This window comes from Pseudomonas sp. MEJ086 (assembly GCF_030209025.1).
In the GTDB taxonomy this organism is placed as follows: Bacteria; Pseudomonadota; Gammaproteobacteria; order Pseudomonadales; family Pseudomonadaceae; genus Aquipseudomonas; species Aquipseudomonas fulva_A.
In genome coordinates this window covers 1-18,082 of record NZ_JARVSV010000050.1, presented here as the reverse complement: position 1 = coordinate 18,082, position 18,082 = coordinate 1, and the positions used below count along the sequence as shown (strand labels likewise).

15 protein-coding genes are annotated in these 18,082 nt (G+C 63.9%); 10 read left to right on the top strand and 5 right to left on the bottom strand.

Annotation, left to right across the window (positions count from 1 at the left end):
* Positions 1 to 199 precede the first annotated feature (199 nt).
* From QRN22_RS25015 to QRN22_RS25000, 4 genes are all read right to left on the bottom strand, one after another.
* A complete protein-coding gene (locus tag QRN22_RS25015; protein ID WP_042555673.1) occupies positions 200 to 496 on the bottom strand; it encodes a hypothetical protein in 297 nt (98 codons plus the stop codon).
* Between the two features lie 439 nt (positions 497 to 935).
* A complete protein-coding gene (locus tag QRN22_RS25010; RefSeq protein WP_042555674.1) occupies positions 936 to 1,184 on the bottom strand; it encodes a hypothetical protein in 249 nt (82 codons plus the stop codon).
* Positions 1,181 to 1,807, bottom strand: coding sequence for an NAD(P)H-binding protein (locus QRN22_RS25005; protein WP_042555675.1), 627 nt, complete (start codon positions 1,805 to 1,807; stop codon positions 1,181 to 1,183). The genes QRN22_RS25010 and QRN22_RS25005 overlap by 4 nt, the downstream gene beginning before the upstream one ends.
* A gap of 10 nt (positions 1,808 to 1,817) precedes the next feature.
* Entirely contained in the window at positions 1,818 to 2,036 is a 219-nt protein-coding gene (locus tag QRN22_RS25000) for a hypothetical protein (protein WP_042555676.1), read from the bottom strand.
* 273 nt (positions 2,037 to 2,309) lie between these two features.
* Between QRN22_RS25000 and QRN22_RS24995 the strand changes: the two genes are divergently transcribed.
* The 7 genes from QRN22_RS24995 to glgB all read left to right on the top strand — a co-directional run bounded on the left by QRN22_RS24995 (position 2,310) and on the right by glgB (position 14,541).
* Positions 2,310 to 2,801, top strand: coding sequence for an MgtC/SapB family protein (locus QRN22_RS24995; RefSeq protein WP_042555830.1), 492 nt, complete (start codon positions 2,310 to 2,312; stop codon positions 2,799 to 2,801).
* Positions 2,802 to 2,884: 83 nt separating this feature from the next.
* Positions 2,885 to 3,127: a hypothetical protein gene (locus tag QRN22_RS24990; RefSeq protein ID WP_042555677.1), complete on the top strand. Its 243-nt coding sequence runs from the start codon at positions 2,885 to 2,887 to the stop codon at positions 3,125 to 3,127.
* Between the two features lie 180 nt (positions 3,128 to 3,307).
* The gene (gene ku / locus QRN22_RS24985) at positions 3,308 to 4,132 is read left to right on the top strand and encodes a non-homologous end joining protein Ku (protein WP_042555678.1); all 825 of its coding nucleotides are present in this window, start codon (positions 3,308 to 3,310) and stop codon (positions 4,130 to 4,132) included.
* 11 nt (positions 4,133 to 4,143) lie between these two features.
* Positions 4,144 to 6,687, top strand: coding sequence for a DNA ligase D (gene ligD / locus QRN22_RS24980; protein WP_042555679.1), 2,544 nt, complete (start codon positions 4,144 to 4,146; stop codon positions 6,685 to 6,687).
* Positions 6,688 to 6,972: 285 nt separating this feature from the next.
* Positions 6,973 to 8,994: an alpha-1,4-glucan--maltose-1-phosphate maltosyltransferase gene (locus tag QRN22_RS24975; protein WP_231570214.1), complete on the top strand. Its 2,022-nt coding sequence runs from the start codon at positions 6,973 to 6,975 to the stop codon at positions 8,992 to 8,994.
* Between the two features lie 13 nt (positions 8,995 to 9,007).
* Positions 9,008 to 12,340, top strand: coding sequence for a maltose alpha-D-glucosyltransferase (gene treS, locus QRN22_RS24970; protein WP_042555680.1), 3,333 nt, complete (start codon positions 9,008 to 9,010; stop codon positions 12,338 to 12,340).
* The gene (gene glgB / locus QRN22_RS24965) at positions 12,337 to 14,541 is read left to right on the top strand and encodes a 1,4-alpha-glucan branching protein GlgB (RefSeq protein WP_042555681.1); all 2,205 of its coding nucleotides are present in this window, start codon (positions 12,337 to 12,339) and stop codon (positions 14,539 to 14,541) included. Before treS ends, glgB begins: the two co-directional genes overlap by 4 nt.
* Before the next feature lie 65 nt (positions 14,542 to 14,606).
* On the opposite strand, the gene QRN22_RS24960 is transcribed toward glgB, so the two are convergent.
* Positions 14,607 to 14,891 (bottom strand): hypothetical protein, encoded by a 285-nt coding sequence (locus tag QRN22_RS24960; RefSeq protein WP_042555682.1) that lies wholly within the window; start codon positions 14,889 to 14,891, stop codon positions 14,607 to 14,609.
* A gap of 384 nt (positions 14,892 to 15,275) precedes the next feature.
* On the opposite strand from QRN22_RS24960, the gene QRN22_RS24955 reads away from it, so the two are divergent.
* From QRN22_RS24955 to QRN22_RS24945, 3 genes are all read left to right on the top strand, one after another.
* Complete coding sequence (locus QRN22_RS24955; protein WP_042555832.1) at positions 15,276 to 16,325, top strand: DUF1615 domain-containing protein; 1,050 nt, start codon at positions 15,276 to 15,278, stop codon at positions 16,323 to 16,325.
* Positions 16,326 to 16,406: 81 nt separating this feature from the next.
* On the top strand, positions 16,407 to 17,246 hold the full coding sequence (locus QRN22_RS24950; protein ID WP_042555683.1) for a helix-turn-helix transcriptional regulator: 840 nt from the start codon (positions 16,407 to 16,409) through the stop codon (positions 17,244 to 17,246).
* A 46-nt stretch (positions 17,247 to 17,292) separates the two neighbouring features.
* Complete coding sequence (locus tag QRN22_RS24945; protein WP_042555684.1) at positions 17,293 to 17,898, top strand: LysE family translocator; 606 nt, start codon at positions 17,293 to 17,295, stop codon at positions 17,896 to 17,898.
* Positions 17,899 to 18,082: the final 184 nt, after the last annotated feature.

Here is an 18,082-nt window from a genome sequence, read left to right as displayed (position 1 = left end):
TGCGTAGGAGCCAGCTTGCTGGCGATTTTTGGTCTCGATGCGTTATTGCGGTATGCCCGCCAGATCGCATCGCCCGCAAGCGGGCTCCTACGGGATGGATGGCAGCGCCGTTTGTGTAGGAGCCAGCTTGCTGGCGATTTTTGGTCTCGATGCGTTGTTGCGGTATCGCTGCCAGATCGCATCGCCCGCAAGCGGGCTCCTACGGAGTGGGTGGTTTTGCTGGCGCTTGTTGCAGCTCGCGCATCGCTGCCTGGTGGGCGGCTCTGGCCAGGTCGCAGGCGTCTTCGGTGAGCAGGTGCGCGACTTCGCTGATGTTACGGAGGTCGCTGGCGTCCGCCAGGGTGACGTTCATGACTGCGAGGCTGTACAGCAGGCCGCGTACGGCGTTGAGGCGTTGCTCGGCGCATTCCTGCAGGTCGATGTAGGAGCGGCTGGTGTCGACCAGCAGCACGGGCGTGCTGCTCGGGTTGCTCGACAGCGGGATGAGGTCAGGCATGTTGGTGGCCTCCCTTATCGTGGTCGGCAGCGCGGCATGCAGGCGGATTGGGGGCGTGTGTATGTTCCATGGTGTGAGGCTCCTAGAGTAGTGGAACCGCCACGGCCTGCTGCAAAACAGGATTGGGTGGCGGCTGTACGCAGGTTTGCAGACCGAGACTCTAGGAACCCGGCGCGCACGAAGGCGCCCTGCGCACAGCCACCATAAAGCGAAACAACGGGCACGAAAAAACGCCTGTTATCAGCTGGTGGCGCTGGTGCGCCTAGAGATGTACGGGCTGCAAAACCCGGCCGCTGGATTGACAGCGACGGCGCGCAGGTTAGCGCGGCGATAGCTCGGGGGCAAGCTGCCGCCCTAGGGCCGTAATGCCTGGTCGATCATCGTGAAACGTCGTGATAGACGGCGCAGCTGCTCGAGCTGAGCACTGGCTCGAGCGTGCCTAGCTGGTGAGCACGTGCTGGTGCTGCTGATAGGTTCGGTAGGCGCGTTCACGCAGCCGCGCACGACGCGGGGCATGCTGGCGCCGCCAGGATTGGCTGGTCGGCGAGGTGGGCAGGGGCGGGAACTCTTCGGCCAGCTGGGCTTCGAGCTGGTAACGGTTGATCAGGCGCAGCATGCCCCAGAGCATGGCCGCCGACACCAGCAGCCAGCCCGAGATCATCAGCAGGATATAGCTTTCGGTACTCATGGAGCCTCCTCGGCCTGTGGGCGAGCATCGACGTGTAGGCGTTGATTGACGCTCGTCCCCAGCAGGCATTGGTCTATCACGCTGCAGGCATAGCGTTGCAGGGTGATGATTGCAGTGTGGTCGCCATCCCGGGCGGTGCCTTGGCTGTCGCTCGGGCGATGGCCAGGTACGTCCACCAGCGTCCAGGCCAGTGGCGATTTGTGCAGGCTGTGCTGCAGGTGTTCGACCTTTTCGCCCGGCAGGTGCGCGGCATCGTCCAGCCAGCTGTGGTCACCGATCAGCAGCAGGCGTTGCACCCTCGCGCTGGGCAGTCCCTCGAGCAGGGCGATGATCGCGTCATACGTACGCTCGAACCCATTGCTGTCACAACCCGCGCGCAACTGGCGACTACTCAGCACGGCTATCACCGCGTCCGCTCCGGCAACGCTGCGGGCCACGCTGGCTGCATCGAAGGGGTTGCCGCTCTTGGCGCTGAGTTTCGGCCGCGCGGCGATGTCGGTGGGGTCGTCGACGATCACGATGGCCTGCAGGCCCTTGCTGGCCATGGCCTCGAGCAGGGCATCGGTCATTCTGTCCGGCGCGCCGTACAGGGCGATTTTCTCGATCACGTTGGTTTCGCTCATGGACGCGTGCTCAGCTCTGGCGAACCTGGCCGGGTTCCTGATCACCGGTATCACCCAGCGGCTTGACGTCGATATCGGTGATTTCGCTGGGCAACTCGCTGCTGTGCAGCGATTCGATATGGTGGCGCGCCTGTTCGGGCGTCAGCGCGGGCGCTGCTGCCTGGACCTCGGTGGATTTCTTCTGGCTACCCAGTTTGTAGCTGACGAGAAAGTAATGATTTCTGGACATTCGAACCTCCTGTCATTGGGCATCGTGATCGGTTGCAGTCACGTCACGGTTAATGAAACAGACTGAGCAGGGTTCACGGCCGTTCAGGTTTTTCGCCCAACGGTCAGTGCCGGAAAAAACCTTGAATGCGGATTGTCGTCCGCCTCTGTGACAGCCCGTAGGTCACGAAAAAAGCTCAAACCTATCGCTGCCCGCAGAGTCGATAGCGGAGCGCCAACAGCGCTTCGGCTGTGTCAGTGCGCCCATGAGCATCCGTGCCGGCAGGGAGCGATCATTTTGAGTTTCTGGGACGAAGTACTGGCCACGCTGGCCAACGAGTTTTCCGATCTGAGCACACCCGAGCAATTCACCCAGGTCACCCTGCGCCTGCTGCTGGCTGCGCTGCTCGGCGGTCTGCTTGGCCTGGAACGGGAAACCAATGGCAAGGCAGCGGGCATTCGCACTCACATGCTGGTGGCCATGGGCTCGGCGTTGTTCGTGCTCGTGCCTGCGCAGATGGGCGCCGAGAGCGATGCGATGAGCCGGGTGATCCAGGGGCTGGTGGCGGGTATCGGCTTTCTCTGCGCCGGCACCATCATCAAGGGCGACTCCATGGCCGAGGTGAAGGGCCTGACCACCGCCGCTGGCATCTGGTTGACCGCTGCGATCGGCATCACCGTGGGCATGGGGCGCGAGGCGACCGCGGTGCTGGGTACCTTGTTGGCACTGTTCATTTTCAACACCGTGCCGCACTTCATCGGTTGGCTGGAAAAACGTACGCGGTGAAACCGTTGGAACACCTGCGCTTTCCCACGCTCCTATCAAATAGGCCCGCATCTTGAGGCCTCGAGACAGAAGTGGAGTCTGCTATGTTCAGAAACTTCAAGGGATGCATTGCCTGGACGGATGCCATGAAGGATGGCCAGCAGTACGTGGGCCTTATCGAGTACCAACCCAAGTGCGCCGGCGCAGCCGTGCAGATGCTCTGGGTGGCCGCTCCCGGCAGTATCTGCGAGAGCGAGGCGGAAACCGCGGCAGACAACATGCTGCGCGAGATCCGTGACATCACCATCGACGGCAGCGTGATCTATCGCGACGGCGTCGCGCTGTAATCATCGCTGCATGCTTCGCAACGCCAGAACTGCGCCATCGCCGCGCAGTTTTCCTTCATCCGTATTTCCCTTCTTTTTTCCGATGTCGGTCACGTGTCGCTGCCCTCCGGCGGATGACTGAAACTTTTGTTTTCGCGCTCAAGTCACCCGTTAACGTTCATATGGCGGGGGAGTGAATTCATGGCGCGTGCAATCTGGAAAGGGGCGATCAGCTTCGGTCTGGTCCATATCCCGGTTTCGCTGGTCTCGGCGACCGAGACCCAGGGCATCGACTTCGACTGGCTCGACTCGCGCAGCATGGAGCCGGTCGGCTACAAGCGCGTCAACAAGGCCACCGGCAAGGAAGTCGACAAGGAACATATCGCCAAGGGCGTGCAGGTGGAGAAGGGCCGCTACGTGATCATCGGCGAAGACGAGATCCGCGCCGCCCACCCCGAGTCCACCCAGACCATCGATATCTTCGGTTTCCTCGACGCCGAGGCGATTCCGTTGCAGCACATCGAGCGCCCCTATTACCTGGCGCCGGACAAGCGCGGCGAGAAGGTCTACGCCCTGTTGCAGCAGACCCTCAAGGATACCGGCAAGGTTGCCCTGGCTCACGTCGTACTGCACGTCAAACAGCACCTCGCCGCGCTGATGGTCGACGACTCGGCGTTGCTGCTGGTGATGCTGCGCTGGCCCGACGAAGTGCGTGGCCTCGACACCCTGGAACTCAGCGAGGCGGTGACCGGCGCCAAGCTCAGCAAGGGGGAGCGCGACATGGCCAAGCGCCTGGTGCGCGACATGGCGGTGGACTGGGAGCCTGGGGAATACCACGACACCTTCCGCGACAAGATCATGGCGCTGGTCGAGAAGAAGGCCAAGGCCGGCAAGATCGAAGATGTGGAAAGCGGCGAGCGCAAACCGCCGAGCAAAAGCGCGGATGTCATCGACCTGACCGATCTGCTCAAGCGCAGCCTGGAAGGCAACTCGGCCAAGCCGGCACGCAAACGCACGTCGAAGTGAGGTGAGCGGCCATGGCCAAGGCGACCAGCGTCTACAACCGCAAGCGCAACTTCGAGTCCACCAGCGAGCCCCGTGAAGCGACCACGCGGCCTCGCGCCAAGGCCGGGGCGCTGCGTTTCGTGGTGCAGAAGCACGATGCGCGCAACCTGCACTACGATTTTCGCCTGGAGTTGCAGGGCACCCTGAAGAGCTGGGCGGTGCCCAAGGGCCCGAGCCTGGACCCGAGCCAGAAACGCCTGGCCGTGCACGTCGAGGACCACCCTCTGGAGTACGCCAGCTTCGAGGGCAGCATTGCCGAGGGCAATTATGGCGCGGGTGACGTGATCGTCTGGGACCAGGGCATCTGGCAACCCGAGGGCGACCCTGGCGCGGCGTACGAGGCGGGCAAACTCAAGTTCACCCTGATCGGCGAAAAGCTCACGGGCGCCTGGACGCTGGTGCGCACCCGTCTCAAGGGCAGCGGCGACAAGCAGCAGTGGTTGCTGATCAAGGAGCAGGATGACGTGGCGAGATCGGCAGGCGACTACGACATCGTCGCCGCGCTACCGGCCAGCGTGATCAGTGGCAATCTGGTCGGCGGCATGCACAAGCCCGCGGCCAACCAATCGCGGCCCGCGGTGGGCAAGGCAAAGCGGGCGACCAAAGGCAAGCCGGCGAGTGCCAAGGGCGAACCCATGCCCGAGGTGCTGTCGCCACAGCTGGCCACCCTGGTCAGCGATCCTCCAGCGGGCGAGTGGACCTACGAAATCAAGTACGACGGCTATCGCATCATGGCGCGTATCGCCGACGGCACGGTGACGCTGTTCAGCCGCAACGGCCACGACTGGACCCGGCGCATGGCGCCCCAGGCCGCCGCGTTGGCCAGGCTCGGGCTGGGTGACAGTTGGCTCGATGGCGAAGCGGTGGTGCTCGACGCCCAGGGCACGCCGGATTTTCAGGCCCTGCAGAACGCCTTCGACGAGCAGCGCAGTGGCGACATCCTGTATTTCCTCTTCGATGCACCGTGGCTCGATGGTCGCGATCAGCGCAGCCTGCCAGTGCAGGAGCGGCGCTCGGCGCTGCTCGACAAACTGCCGGCCAAGCGCGGCCCGCTGCGTTTCTCGGACGCTTTCGAGGTCGACCATCAGAGCGTACTGGGCAGCGCCTGCGCGCTGGGGCTGGAAGGTGTTATCGGCAAACGCGTCGGCAGCCCCTACCGATCCGCGCGCAGCCCCGACTGGATCAAGCTCAAGTGCCGGCAGCGTCAGGAGTTCGTGGTGGTTGGCTTCACCCGGCCGCAAGGTAGCCGCTCCGGCTTTGGCGCGTTGCTGCTGGCGGTCAACGATGACGATGGGCTGCGCTATGCGGGGCGGGTCGGCAGCGGTTTCAACGACGTGCTGCTGAGCAGCCTGCACAAGCGCATGAAGGCACTCGGTCGTGATGATTCGCCTCTGCGCAAACAACCGAGCGCCGCCCAGCGCCGCGGCGTGCAGTGGGTCGAACCGCAACTGGTCGTCGAGGTGGCATTCGCCAGCTGGACCCATGAAGGCCTGGTTCGTCAGGGCGCCTTCATCGCCGAGCGCGGCGACAAAGCTGCCGAGCAGATCGTCGAGGAGCGGCCAGTGCCCGCCGAGGCGCTCGATGAGGCGCCCGTGCCCAGCGCCCAGCGCCGCACGGGTCGACAAGAGGTTGGTGAGGTGTCGATCAGCAACCCGGATCGGGTTATCGACGGGCAGAGCGGGGCGACCAAGGTCGAGCTCGCGCAGTTCTACGCCGGGATCGCCGACTGGCTGCTGCCGGACCTGCGCAGCCGGCCGGTATCGCTGTTGCGTGCGCCAGATGGCGTGGACGGTGAGCAATTCTTCCAGAAGCACGCCGAGCGCCTGGCGATCCCCAATATCCGCCAGCTCGATCCGGCGCTGGACCCTGGCCATGACCGGTTGATGGCCATAGACAGCGTGCCGGCGCTGGTCGGTGCGGTGCAGATGGGCACCATCGAGCTGCACACCTGGAATGCCGGGTACGCCAGCATCGAGCGCCCGGACCGGCTGATCCTCGACCTCGACCCTGATCCGGCGTTGCCCTGGCGCGCGGTGGTCGAAGCCACCCGCCTGAGTCTGGCGGTGCTCGATGAGCTGGGGCTGGAGGCGTTTCTCAAGACCAGCGGCGGCCATGGCATGCACCTGGTCGTGCCGTTGGCGCGGCATGTCGACTGGGACACGCTGAAGGCCTTTGGCAAGGCCCTCTCGCAGTTCATGGCCGACGAACTGCCTGACCGGTTCAGCGCCCGCATGGGCCCGAAGAACCGGATCGGCAAGGTTTATCTGGACTACCTGCGTAATGGCCGTGGTGCCAGCACGGTGGCCGCCTACTCGGTGCGCGCGCGGCCCGGGTTGCCGGTATCGGTGCCGATCCGCCGTGATGAACTGGCGCAACTGCAAGGCTCGGCTCAGTGGCATATCGGCAATCTGCAACAGCGGCTTGCACGCTTGAAAGGCGACCCCTGGGAGGGCTACGCCAACCGCCAGCGCATTACCCGCGGCATGTGGAAGAAGCTGGGCGCGGATGTCCCCTGACAACCTGCTGCTAGCCTCATTTCAGACAGATTCCAGCTCCTCGGAAACTCTGAACTTTGCCGGAGCCGGCAGGTTCGGAGATAGACAGGTCACGGCAACCCGGAACTTTTCATGACCTCGCACGCTAGAGCCTTTTCTGATGTATCAGGCCGACGCAGCAGATCCTGAAACGCCCCCGTACACCGTGGCAAACCCGCATTAGGTACGCACTTTCGTGTACGGCCTATGGCATGAGCCATACGGCTAACAGCTTATACGCCTGCCAGGCGTGAGGAGCCCGTTTCGATGCCGTCTGCTCATCTGCAAACCCCTTATCTGCAAGAGCCCGTCCGCTTGGGCCATGGCCAGTTGTCACTCGAACAGGCGCTGGAGTTGCCACGCCTGGCCATCGAGGCGGTGGAACCGCAGATCGAGCAGGGCCGTTTCGCGGTCAAGGCGATAGCGGGTGATCAGGTGACGGTCAGCGCGCTGATCTTCGCCGATGGCCACGACAAGCTGGCCGGTGAAGTGCTGTGGCGCGACGTCGGCGCCGGGGATTGGCACCGCGAGCCGTTGGAATTCATCGGCAACGACCGCTGGCAGGCACTGATCACGCCGCAGCGGGTCGGCGAAGTGGAGTTTCTCATCGAAGCCTGGTGGGACATCTACGCCAGTTACTGCTACGAGCTGTCGAAGAAGTTCGGCGCCGGGGTCACCATCGATCTGGAGCTGCAGGAAGGCGAGTTGCTGCTGCGTCAGGCTGCGGAGCGTGTGCAAGGCGATCTGGCAACGACTCTTCAAGCCCTGGTCGATGAACTGCCCCAGCAGAGCCTCGACGAGCGCGTGGCACTGTTGCTGGCACCGGAAACCCAGGCTCTGGTGCGCCGTGCCGAAGGCCATCCGCACCGTACCCGCAGCGCCGTTTACCTGCTCGACGTGGAACGCCCGATGGCGCGCTTCGCCAGCTGGTACGAGTTGTTCCCGCGCTCCGAGACTGACGATCCCGAGCGCCATGGCACCCTCCGGGACGTGATCAAACGCTTGCCGGCGATCCAGGCCATGGGCTTCGATGTGCTGTATTTCCCCCCGATCCATCCCATCGGTACCGCGCACCGCAAGGGCCGCAACAATTCGCTGACCGCTGGCCCGGACGATCCCGGCAGCCCATACGCCATCGGCAGCCATGAGGGCGGTCACGAAGCGATTCACCCGCAGCTCGGTACCCGCGAGGACTTCGTCGCGCTGGTCGAGGCGGCCCGTGAGCATGACCTGGAAATCGCGTTGGATTTCGCCATCCAGTGCTCGCCGGATCACCCGTGGCTGCAAGAGCATCCCGGCTGGTTCAGCTGGCGTCCGGACGGCAGCATCCGCCACGCGGAAAACCCGCCGAAGAAGTACGAAGACATCGTCAACGTCGATTTCTATGCCAGCGACGCCATACCCGACCTGTGGCTGGCCCTGCGTGACGTGGTGCGCGGCTGGGTCGAGCTGGGCGTTTACCAGTTCCGGGTCGATAACCCGCACACCAAGCCGCTGCCGTTCTGGGAGTGGCTGATCGCCGATATCCGCAAGACCCACCCGCAGGTGATGTTCCTCGCCGAGGCCTTTACCCGCCCGGCGATGATGGCGCGCCTCGGCAAGCTGGGCTTCACCCAGAGCTACACCTATTTCACCTGGCGCAACACCAAGGCCGAGCTGGAAAGCTACCTGACCGAGCTCAACGAGGCACCGTGGCGCGACTGCTACCGGCCGAATTTCTTCGTCAATACGCCGGACATCAACCCCTATTTCCTGCACCACAACGGGCGCCCCGGTTTCCTGATCCGAGCTGCGCTGGCCACCATGGGCTCCGGGCTGTGGGGCATGTATTCGGGCTTCGAGATCTGCGAGGCGCTGCCGGTGCCAGGCAAGGAGGAGTACCTGGATTCGGAGAAGTACGAGATCCGTGTGCGCGATTACCAGGCGCCGGGCAACATCGTCGCCGAGATCGCCCAGCTCAACCGCATCCGCCGCCAGAACCCGGCCCTGCAGACGCACCTGGGCTTCAAGGCCTTCACTTGCTGGAACGACAACATCCTGTACTTCGGCAAGCGGACCGCCGACCGCGAGAACTTCATCCTCGTGGCCGTCAGCCTCGACCCGCACAACGCTCAGGAAGCCAACTTCGAGCTGCCGCTCTGGGAGCTGGGCCTGGACGACGATGCCACCACCCTGGGTGAGGACCTGATGACCGGGCATACCTGGCAGTGGCACGGCAAGGTGCAATGGATGCGCATCGAACCGTGGCACCAGCCGTTCGGTATCTGGCGCATCCGCGTGGCTGGCTGAGAGGGCATACCCAATGGCACGCAGAGCTCGCCGCGGGGCGTTTCTCAACGACCCGCAATGGTACAAGGACGCGATCATCTATCAGGTACACGTGAAGTCGTTCTTCGATGCCAACAATGATGGCATCGGCGATTTCCCGGGGCTGATCGAAAAGCTCGATTACATTGCCGACCTGGGCGTCAACACCCTGTGGCTGCTGCCGTTCTATCCTTCGCCGCGGCGCGATGATGGCTACGACATCGCCGAGTACCGCGATGTGCACCCGGACTACGGGACCATGGCCGACGCCCGGCGCTTCATCGCCGAAGCTCACAAGCGCGGCCTGCGGGTGATAACCGAGCTGGTCATCAACCACACTTCGGACCAGCACCCCTGGTTTCAGCGCGCCCGTGCCGCCAAACCCGGCAGCAAGGCGCGGGATTTCTACGTGTGGTCCGACACCGATCAGAAGTACGACGGCACGCGGATCATCTTTTTAGATACCGAAAAATCCAACTGGAGTTGGGATGCCGAAGCCGGTCAGTACTACTGGCATCGTTTCTACTCGCACCAGCCGGATCTGAATTTCGACAACCCGCAGGTGCTCAAGGAAGTGCTGGCGGTGATGCGCTTCTGGCTGGATATGGGCGTCGACGGCCTGCGCCTGGACGCCATTCCGTACCTGATCGAGCGCGACGGCACCAACAACGAGAATCTGCCGGAAACCCACGAGGTGCTGAAGAAAATCCGTGCCGAGCTGGATGCCCATTATCCGGATCGCATGTTGCTGGCCGAAGCCAATCAGTGGCCTGAGGACACCCAGCTGTATTTCGGCGGCCATGACGGCGGCCCCGGCGACGAATGCCACATGGCGTTCCACTTCCCGCTGATGCCGCGCATGTACATGGCCATCGCCCAGGAAGATCGCTTTCCGATCACCGATATCCTGCGTCAGACGCCGGAGATTCCGGAAAACTGTCAGTGGGCGATCTTCCTGCGCAACCATGATGAGCTGACCCTGGAAATGGTCACCGATCATGAGCGCGACTACCTGTGGAATTACTACGCCGCCGACCGTCGTGCGCGCATCAACCTGGGTATTCGCCGCCGCCTGGCGCCGCTGGTGGAACGCGATCGTCGCCGGGTCGAGCTGCTCAACAGCCTGCTGCTGTCCATGCCCGGTACGCCGACGCTGTATTACGGTGACGAGATCGGCATGGGCGACAACATCTTTCTCGGCGACCGCGACGGGGTGCGCACGCCCATGCAGTGGTCGCCGGATCGTAATGGCGGTTTCTCCCGCGCCGACCCGGCCAGCCTGGTGTTGCCGCCGGTGATGGACCCGCTGTACGGCTTCCAGAGCGTCAACGTCGAGACCCAGGCCCGCGACCCGCATTCGCTGCTCAACTGGACGCGGCGCATGCTGAGCATCCGCAAGCAGCACAAGGCCTTCGGCCGCGGCACCCTGAAGATGCTCATGCCGAACAACCGCCGGGTACTGGCCTACCTGCGCGAAGCCACCGATGCCGATGGCAACCCGGAGCTGATCCTCTGCGTGGCCAACCTGTCCCGCGCTGCCCAGGCTGTGGAACTGGAATTGTCGGCCCACGACGGCAAGGTGCCGGTGGAAATGGTCGGTGGCTCGTCGTTCCCGCCCATTGGCCAGCTCAATTACCTGCTGACCCTGCCGCCCTATGGCTTTTACTGGTTTCTGCTCGCCGAGGAGGCGCAAATGCCCAGCTGGCACGTATCACCGGTCGATCGCATGCCGGAGCTGACCACTCTGGTGATCAAGAACCAACTGGGCGAGCTGTTGCAGCTGCCTGCCCGGGCGACCCTGGAGCAGGAGTCGCTGCCGGCCTACCTGCCCAAGCGTCGCTGGTTCTCCGGGCAGCGCGAGGACCTGCGTCAGGTCGAGCTGCTCTACGCGATTCCCTTTGGCGGCGCCGACGAGCTGTATGTGCTCAGTGAAGTGGAAGTGAGCCGCGCCTCGGGCGCCACCGAGCACTATCAGGTGCCGCTGGGGTTCGTCGGTGAGCATGAAGCGGGTAGTAGCGTGCCGCAGCAGTTGGCCTTGGCGCGTCTGCGTCGCGGCCGTCAGGTCGGCTTGCTGACCGACGGCTTCACCCTCAGTGGCTTCGTGCGCCACGTGATGCGCCACCTGAGTGAGCGCAGCGTGCTGGGTTGGCAGGGCAGCGAGATCCAGTTCGTGCCGACGCCACGCCTGGAGGCGCTGGGTGATCTGAGCAACGCGGATGTGCAGCTGATCTCTGCGGAGCAGTCCAACAGCTCGGCGATCATTGCCGAGCAAGCGGTGCTCAAGCTGATTCGCCGGGTGCTGCCGGGTATCCATCCGGAAGCGGAAATAGGTGGCTACCTGACCGCCGCCGGCTTCGAGCATATCGCCCCGTTGCTGGGTGAAGTTCGCCGGGTCGACGAGCAGGGCGTACCCCATACCCTGATGATTCTGCAGGGCTACCTGAACAATCAGGGCGACGCCTGGCAGTGGACGCAGAACAACCTGGAACGGGCCATCCGCGATGAACTGGCGGGCGGTCATTCCGATCAGGAGAACCAGCACTCGGCGTTGGCCGAACTGGAATCCTTTGCCGGGCTGCTGGGGCAACGCCTCGGCGAAATGCACATGGCGCTCGGCCAGGCCAGCGACAACCCGGACTTCGGCTACCGGCAAACAGGTGAAGCGGACGTTGCCGAGTGGTCGCAGAACATCGCCGCGCAGGTGCGCGAGGCGCTCAAGGTGGTTGCCGAGGGCAGGGGGCACCTGCCAGGTGAAGCGGCCAATCAGGCCGACTGGCTGGCCGCGCGCCACGACTCGATCATCGCCCTGGTGGACGACCTGGCACGGCGTTCGGCGGGCGGCATCCGCATGCGTGTACATGGCGACCTGCACCTCGGCCAGGTACTGGTGGTGCAGGGCGATGCCTATCTGATCGACTTCGAGGGCGAGCCGACCCGCACGCTGGACGAACGCCGGGCGTTCTACAGCCCGCTCAAGGATGTCGCCGGCATGTTGCGTTCCTTCGACTACGCCGCCGCCATGGCCATGCGCAGCGCCCAGAGCGCCGACGTGACGCCGGAAGCGGAACACGCACGCCAGCACATCGCCGGGCTGTATCGCAGCCAGGCGAGAACGGCGTTCAACGAAGCCTATCGCCTGGCGGCGGCAGACCTGCCCCACGCCTGGCATGACCGTGAGGGTGAAGTGGCAGCACTGGCGCTGTTCTGCATCGAAAAGGCGGCCTACGAAATTCTGTATGAAGCGCGCTATCGTCCCGATTGGCTGGAAGTTCCGGTACAAGGGTTGATAGAGCTGACCAAATATCTTCTGGGGAGCGGTAAACGATGATCAATGGAGAAACCGATCGCCAGGTGGCGGGTGTCGACCGCGCCGCCATCGAGGCCCTGATCAGGGGTGAGCATGGCGACCCGTTTTCGATTCTCGGCCCACACGAGTTCGCTCACGGCCTGACGATTCGCACCTACTTGCCTGGAGCCCTGGGCGTCGAACTGATCCATGCCGTCAGCGGTGAAACCCTTGGCGCGCTGGAACAATCGAGCGTGCCAGGGCTGTTCAGCATTCGACTGGATCAGCGCGTTCCCTATCGCTACCGCATCAACTGGAGCGCTGGCGTTCAGGAGACCGAAGACCCCTATGCCTTCGGGCAATTGCTCGGGGAGATGGACCTGTATCTGTTCGCCGAGGGTAATCACCGCGAGCTTGGCAAGAGCCTTGGCGCTCAGCTGACTACCCACGAAGGCGTGCAGGGCGTGCGTTTTTCCGTATGGGCACCGAATGCCCGCCGGGTGTCGGTGGTCGGCGGCTTCAATGGCTGGGATGGCCGCCGCCACCCGATGCGCCTGCGCCAGCCGAGCGGGGTCTGGGAACTGTTCGTGCCGCGCCTCGGTGCGGGCGAGGTCTACAAGTTCGAGATCCTCGGCCGTGATGGCCTGCTGCCGCTCAAGGCCGACCCCATGGCGCTGGCCACCGAGCTGCCTCCCGCCACGGGGTCGGTGGTCTCCGCGCCGCTGGAATTCGACTGGCGCGATGGCGACTGGATGCAACAACGCCAGGCCCAGCAGGGCTATCAGGCGCCGATGTCGATCTACGAAGTGCATGCCGGTTCGTGGCGCCGCGAGGGAGGGGAGGACGGCCGCGTGCTGAGCTGGAAAGAGCTCGGCGAGCAACTGATTCCCTATGTGCAGCAGTTGGGCTTCACCCATATCGAACTGATGCCGATCATGGAGCACCCGTTCGGCGGCTCCTGGGGCTATCAGTTGCTTTCCCAGTTCGCCCCCACGTCGCGTTATGGCAGCCCGGCGGATTTCGCCGCGTTCGTCGACGCCTGTCACCAGGCCGGCATCGGGGTGATTCTCGACTGGGTCCCCGCGCATTTTCCCACCGATGCCCACGGCCTCGGCCAGTTCGATGGCACGGCACTGTACGAGTACGCGCACCCATTCGAAGGCTTCCATCAGGATTGGGATACCTACATCTACAACCTCGGGCGCACCGAAGTGCACGGTTTCATGCTGGCTTCGGCGCTGCACTGGCTGCGCGCCTATCACATCGATGGCCTGCGCGTGGATGCGGTGGCTTCGATGCTGTATCGCGACTACTCGCGCAAGGAAGGCGAGTGGATTCCCAACCGCCATGGCGGTCGCGAGAATCTGGAGAGCATCGACTTTCTGCGCCACCTCAACGACGTTGTCGCGCAGGAAGTGCCCGGCGCACTGGTGATCGCCGAAGAGTCGACCGCCTGGCCGGGCGTCAGCCGCCCGACTCAGGAAGGCGGCCTGGGCTTCGCGTACAAATGGAACATGGGCTGGATGCACGACAGCCTCAAGTACGTCGCCGAAGATCCGCTGCACCGTCAGCACCATCACCATCAACTGACATTCGGCCTGCTGTACGCGTTCTCCGAGCACTTCGTGCTGCCGATTTCCCATGACGAAGTGGTGCACGGCAAGCGCTCGCTGCTCGACAAGATGCCTGGCGACCGCTGGCAGAAATTCGCCAACCTGCGCCTGTACCTGAGCTTCATGTGGAGCCATCCCGGCAAGAAGCTGCTGTTCATGGGCTGCGAGTTCGGCCAGTGGCGCGAGTGGAACCACGACCACGAGCTGGACTGGTACCTGCTGCGTTACGGCGAGCACAAGGGCGTGCAGCAATTGGTCAGTGACCTCAACGGGTTGTACCGCCATGAGCCGGCGCTGCACCGCATGGATGGCCAGGCCGAGGGCTTCGCCTGGCTGATCGGTGACGACGCCGTCAACAGCGTGTTCGCCTGGTTGCGTCAGGATGAAACCGGTGCGCCGCTGCTGGTGGTCCACAACTTCACGCCCGAGCCGCGCTATGGCTACCGCATCGGGGTGCCGAAGGCGGGGAGCTGGCACGTGCTGCTCAACAGTGACGCCGAGCGTTATGCCGGTTCGAATGCGGGCAGCCAGGGGGCCCTGTTGAGTGAAGCGCTCGCCAGCCATGGCCAGCCGCAATCGTTGCTGCTGGATCTGCCGCCGCTCGCCACGCTGGTGATCAAGCCGCACTAACGAAGAAGGGGTGGATCGGTTACCGATCCACCCCTTCTGGACTCAACGTGGCTTGAGCTGAAGCCCTACACGTAGGGCTGGCCAGCGAAGCCGCGTGGCAGGCGATGGGTACCCGGCAGCTCGGTAAGGCGTTGCTGCCACGACGAGCGCCAGTCGCTGCGAGGCTGATTGCTCTTGCCCCTGCGCGCAGCGCGGCGGCTGGCATTGCGAGTGTCGCGGCGGGCCTGCTTGTAGACTTCGGTGTTGCGGCAGTTGCGGCACTTCACCCGGTTCAGCTCTTTGCTGGAAGTGACGTTCTCGCCGTGGGTGCCGCAGGCCAGGTGACCATCGATCTTGTAATGGGTAACCATGGTGAATCTCCTTGCTCATGTCGGTCCGGGAGCGGAACTTGCTCCGTGTCCGCAGGCCCGCTGATTCGGACGCTGGGTTGCCGGTAGACCGTTGCGCTTGTGCTTAGGTTCGAATTGATTTTTCGCCTCCTTTCCTGTGATTTGGCCGAACGATACCTGCTATTTCATGCATGAAGACGTTGTCAGCGAGATTTCGGACAGGGCCATGGCCCGTGCTGTTGTCGATCACCGACGCGCTGAACCAATCGCGCAGCGGAGCCGGCAGTCAATCGACCGAAATTGTCGCGGATAGGCTGGGGGTTGGCGTTGTCTCAGCAGGGTCGTTTCCATCCAAGGATTGTTCGGGTGAAGTCATCGTTCCTGCATACACCCTGTGCACTGTTGATGCTGCTACTGGCCGGCTGCTCCAGCCAGCCCCAGGTACCTGCGCCGAAACCGGCTGAGGTGCGCGCGCAGATCGTCCGCCTGATGCCGGTAAATACGCCTGATCGCGAGGGCTGGGCGGCGGATATCTATGCGGCGTTCGCCGCCCAGGAGATTGCGCCGAGCACCGAGAACCTCTGCGCCGTGCTGGCGGTGACGGAGCAGGAATCGACGTTCAATGCCGATCCGCAAGTGCCTGGCCTGGCGAAGATCGCTCGGGCGGAGATCGACCGTCGTGCTGCCAGCCTGCATATTCCGGGATTCGTGGTGAATGCCGCGCTGAACATCGAATCGCCCACCGGCAAGACCTATCAGCAACGCCTGAGCAGGGTTCGTACGGAAAAGCAGTTGAGCGCTATCTTCGATGACTTCACCGGCATGGTGCCGCTCGGTCGGCAACTGTTCGGCACCCTCAATCCCGTGCGCACTGGCGGGCCGATGCAGGTCAGCATCGCTTTCGCCCAGGCCAATGCCGAGGGCTATCCGTATCCACCCGATGGCTCGATTCGTCGTGAGGTGTTCAGCCGGCGTGGCGGCATGTACTTTGGCATCGCTCATCTGTTGGGCTATCCGGCCAACTACCCGAAACCCCTTTATCGCTTCGCCGACTTCAATGCCGGCTGGTACGCCAGCCGCAATGCGGCCTTCCAGCATGCGGTCACCATCGCGTCGGGTATTCCACTAGCGCTGGATGGCGACCTGATCATTCATGGCACTAGCAAGCCTGGCTCCACCGAACTGGCCGTGCGATCTCTGGGCAAGCGCCTGGACATGAGCGACCGGGCAATCCGCCGCGCGCTGGAGGAGGGCGATACGTTGGAGTTCGAAGAAAGCCGTTTGTATGAGCGGGTATTCGCCCTGGCTGATGAGGCAGAAGGCATGTCGTTGCCGCGGGCGGTGCTACCAGGCATCGTGCTGAAAAGCCCGAAGATCACCCGCCGGCTGACCACTGCCTGGTTCGCCGAGCGTGTCGATACGCGCCATCAACGCTGTATGGCCCGCGCTCGATAACCGGCTGCACAAAACTTCCAGAAAGCGTCTGGTTAGGTCGGTTAGCATGGACGCTCCGTATGGCGTGGCGCTGGAGCAGGCATGAGCGCGCAGAGTTGGGTCGACCTGGCCCAGGACGAAGACACCGGTATCGAGACCATCCGCGCGCATTTTCGCGGGCACGCCTACGATCCCCATTGGCACGACGCCTATCTGGTCGGGTTCACCGAGCAGGGCGTGCAGCAGTTCCATTGCCGCAAGCAACTGAACAGCAGCCTGGCCGGCCAGGTGTTTCTGCTCGAACCTGGCGAGCTTCATGACGGCCATGCCCCTGAGCCGGAAGGCTTCACCTATTCGATGCTGTACCTGGATGCCCACTGGCTGGAGCGCGAGTTGCGCAGCCTGTTCGAACAGGCGCCCGCTGACTGCCTGCCCGGCTTCAGCGCCACCCTGGCCAGCGAACCGCGCCTGCTCACGGCGGTCGGCGAGGCCTTTACCGCGCTGCATCGCCAGGAGATGCGCATGGTCAGGCAGAGCGCGCTCGATGGCCTGCTGATGCGCCTGACCGAGCAATTGCATTGGCGCCGGCGCCTCGATCCGGACCCGCGCCTGCCGCTGGTGGCGCAGCGCGCACGGGATTTTCTGCACGACCAGCACACCCGCGATATCGGTCTCGATGACCTGGCTGCCGCCTGCGGCGTCGACCGCTTTCGCTTGAGCCGCGCGTTCAAGGCGGCCTTCGGCCTGGCGCCACACGCTTATCTGGTGCAACTGCGCCTGGCCCGGGCGCGGCATATGTTGGCCCGTGGCGAACCACCGGTGCAGGTCGCGGCGGTACTTGGCTTTGCCGATCAGAGCCACCTCGGGCGCTGGTTCCGGCGTGCCTATGGCATGACCCCGGCCCATTACCAGCGGCGCTGCTCAAACCTTCCAGACGCCTGACGCTGCCCGACTCATGATCAGCGCTCGGTTTGTCTGGAGCCTGTTCATGACTCAGTTGTTGCCCTTCATGCTGTTCGCTTTCGTCGCGTCGATCACTCCGGGGCCTACCAATGTGCTGGTGCTGGGCAGCAGCGCCCGTTACGGCGTGGCGGCAACCCTGCCGCTGGTACTCGGCGCCTGCGCAGGCTCTGCGGCCATCGTGGTGGCGGTCGGGCTTGGCTTGGGCGAATTGCTGCAGCAGCACCCGCGCCTGCAATGGGCGATGGCCTGGTTCGGCGTGTTGTGGCTGAGCTACCTGGCGTGGCGCATCTTCAGCAGCCCGGCTGCCGCGCTGAGCGCTGCCGATGTGCAACCAGGCGAGCGGCGATTGGGCCTGTTCGCCGGCGCGGCACTGCAGTTGATCAACCCCAAGACCTGGATGATGGCCTTGGCGGTAGTCAGCGTGTTCGCCACCCCCGGCCCCGGGCAGGCAATGCGAGTGACCTTGCTGGCGGCGATCTTCCTGGCTATCGCCTTGCCATGCTTGGGCTGCTGGGCATTGCTCGGACGGGGCGCTGCCAAACTGTTCACCTCGGCCCGAGCCATGACCCGCTTCAATAACGCCATGGCGCTGTTGCTGCTGATTTCCGCCTGGCTCGGCGCGCCGCTCTGAACCTCCTCCATAACGCCGCGACCCCGCGGCGAATCCTGGGCACTGCGCCGTTTTGCGGTATGGCCGCCATCGCATCGCCCGCAAGCGGGCTCCTACGCGATAGTGGGGATCCCGTAGGAGCCAGCTTGATGGCGAATGGTGGCCGTGATGCGAGGTTGCGGTATGGCCGCTACCGCTTTCGCGC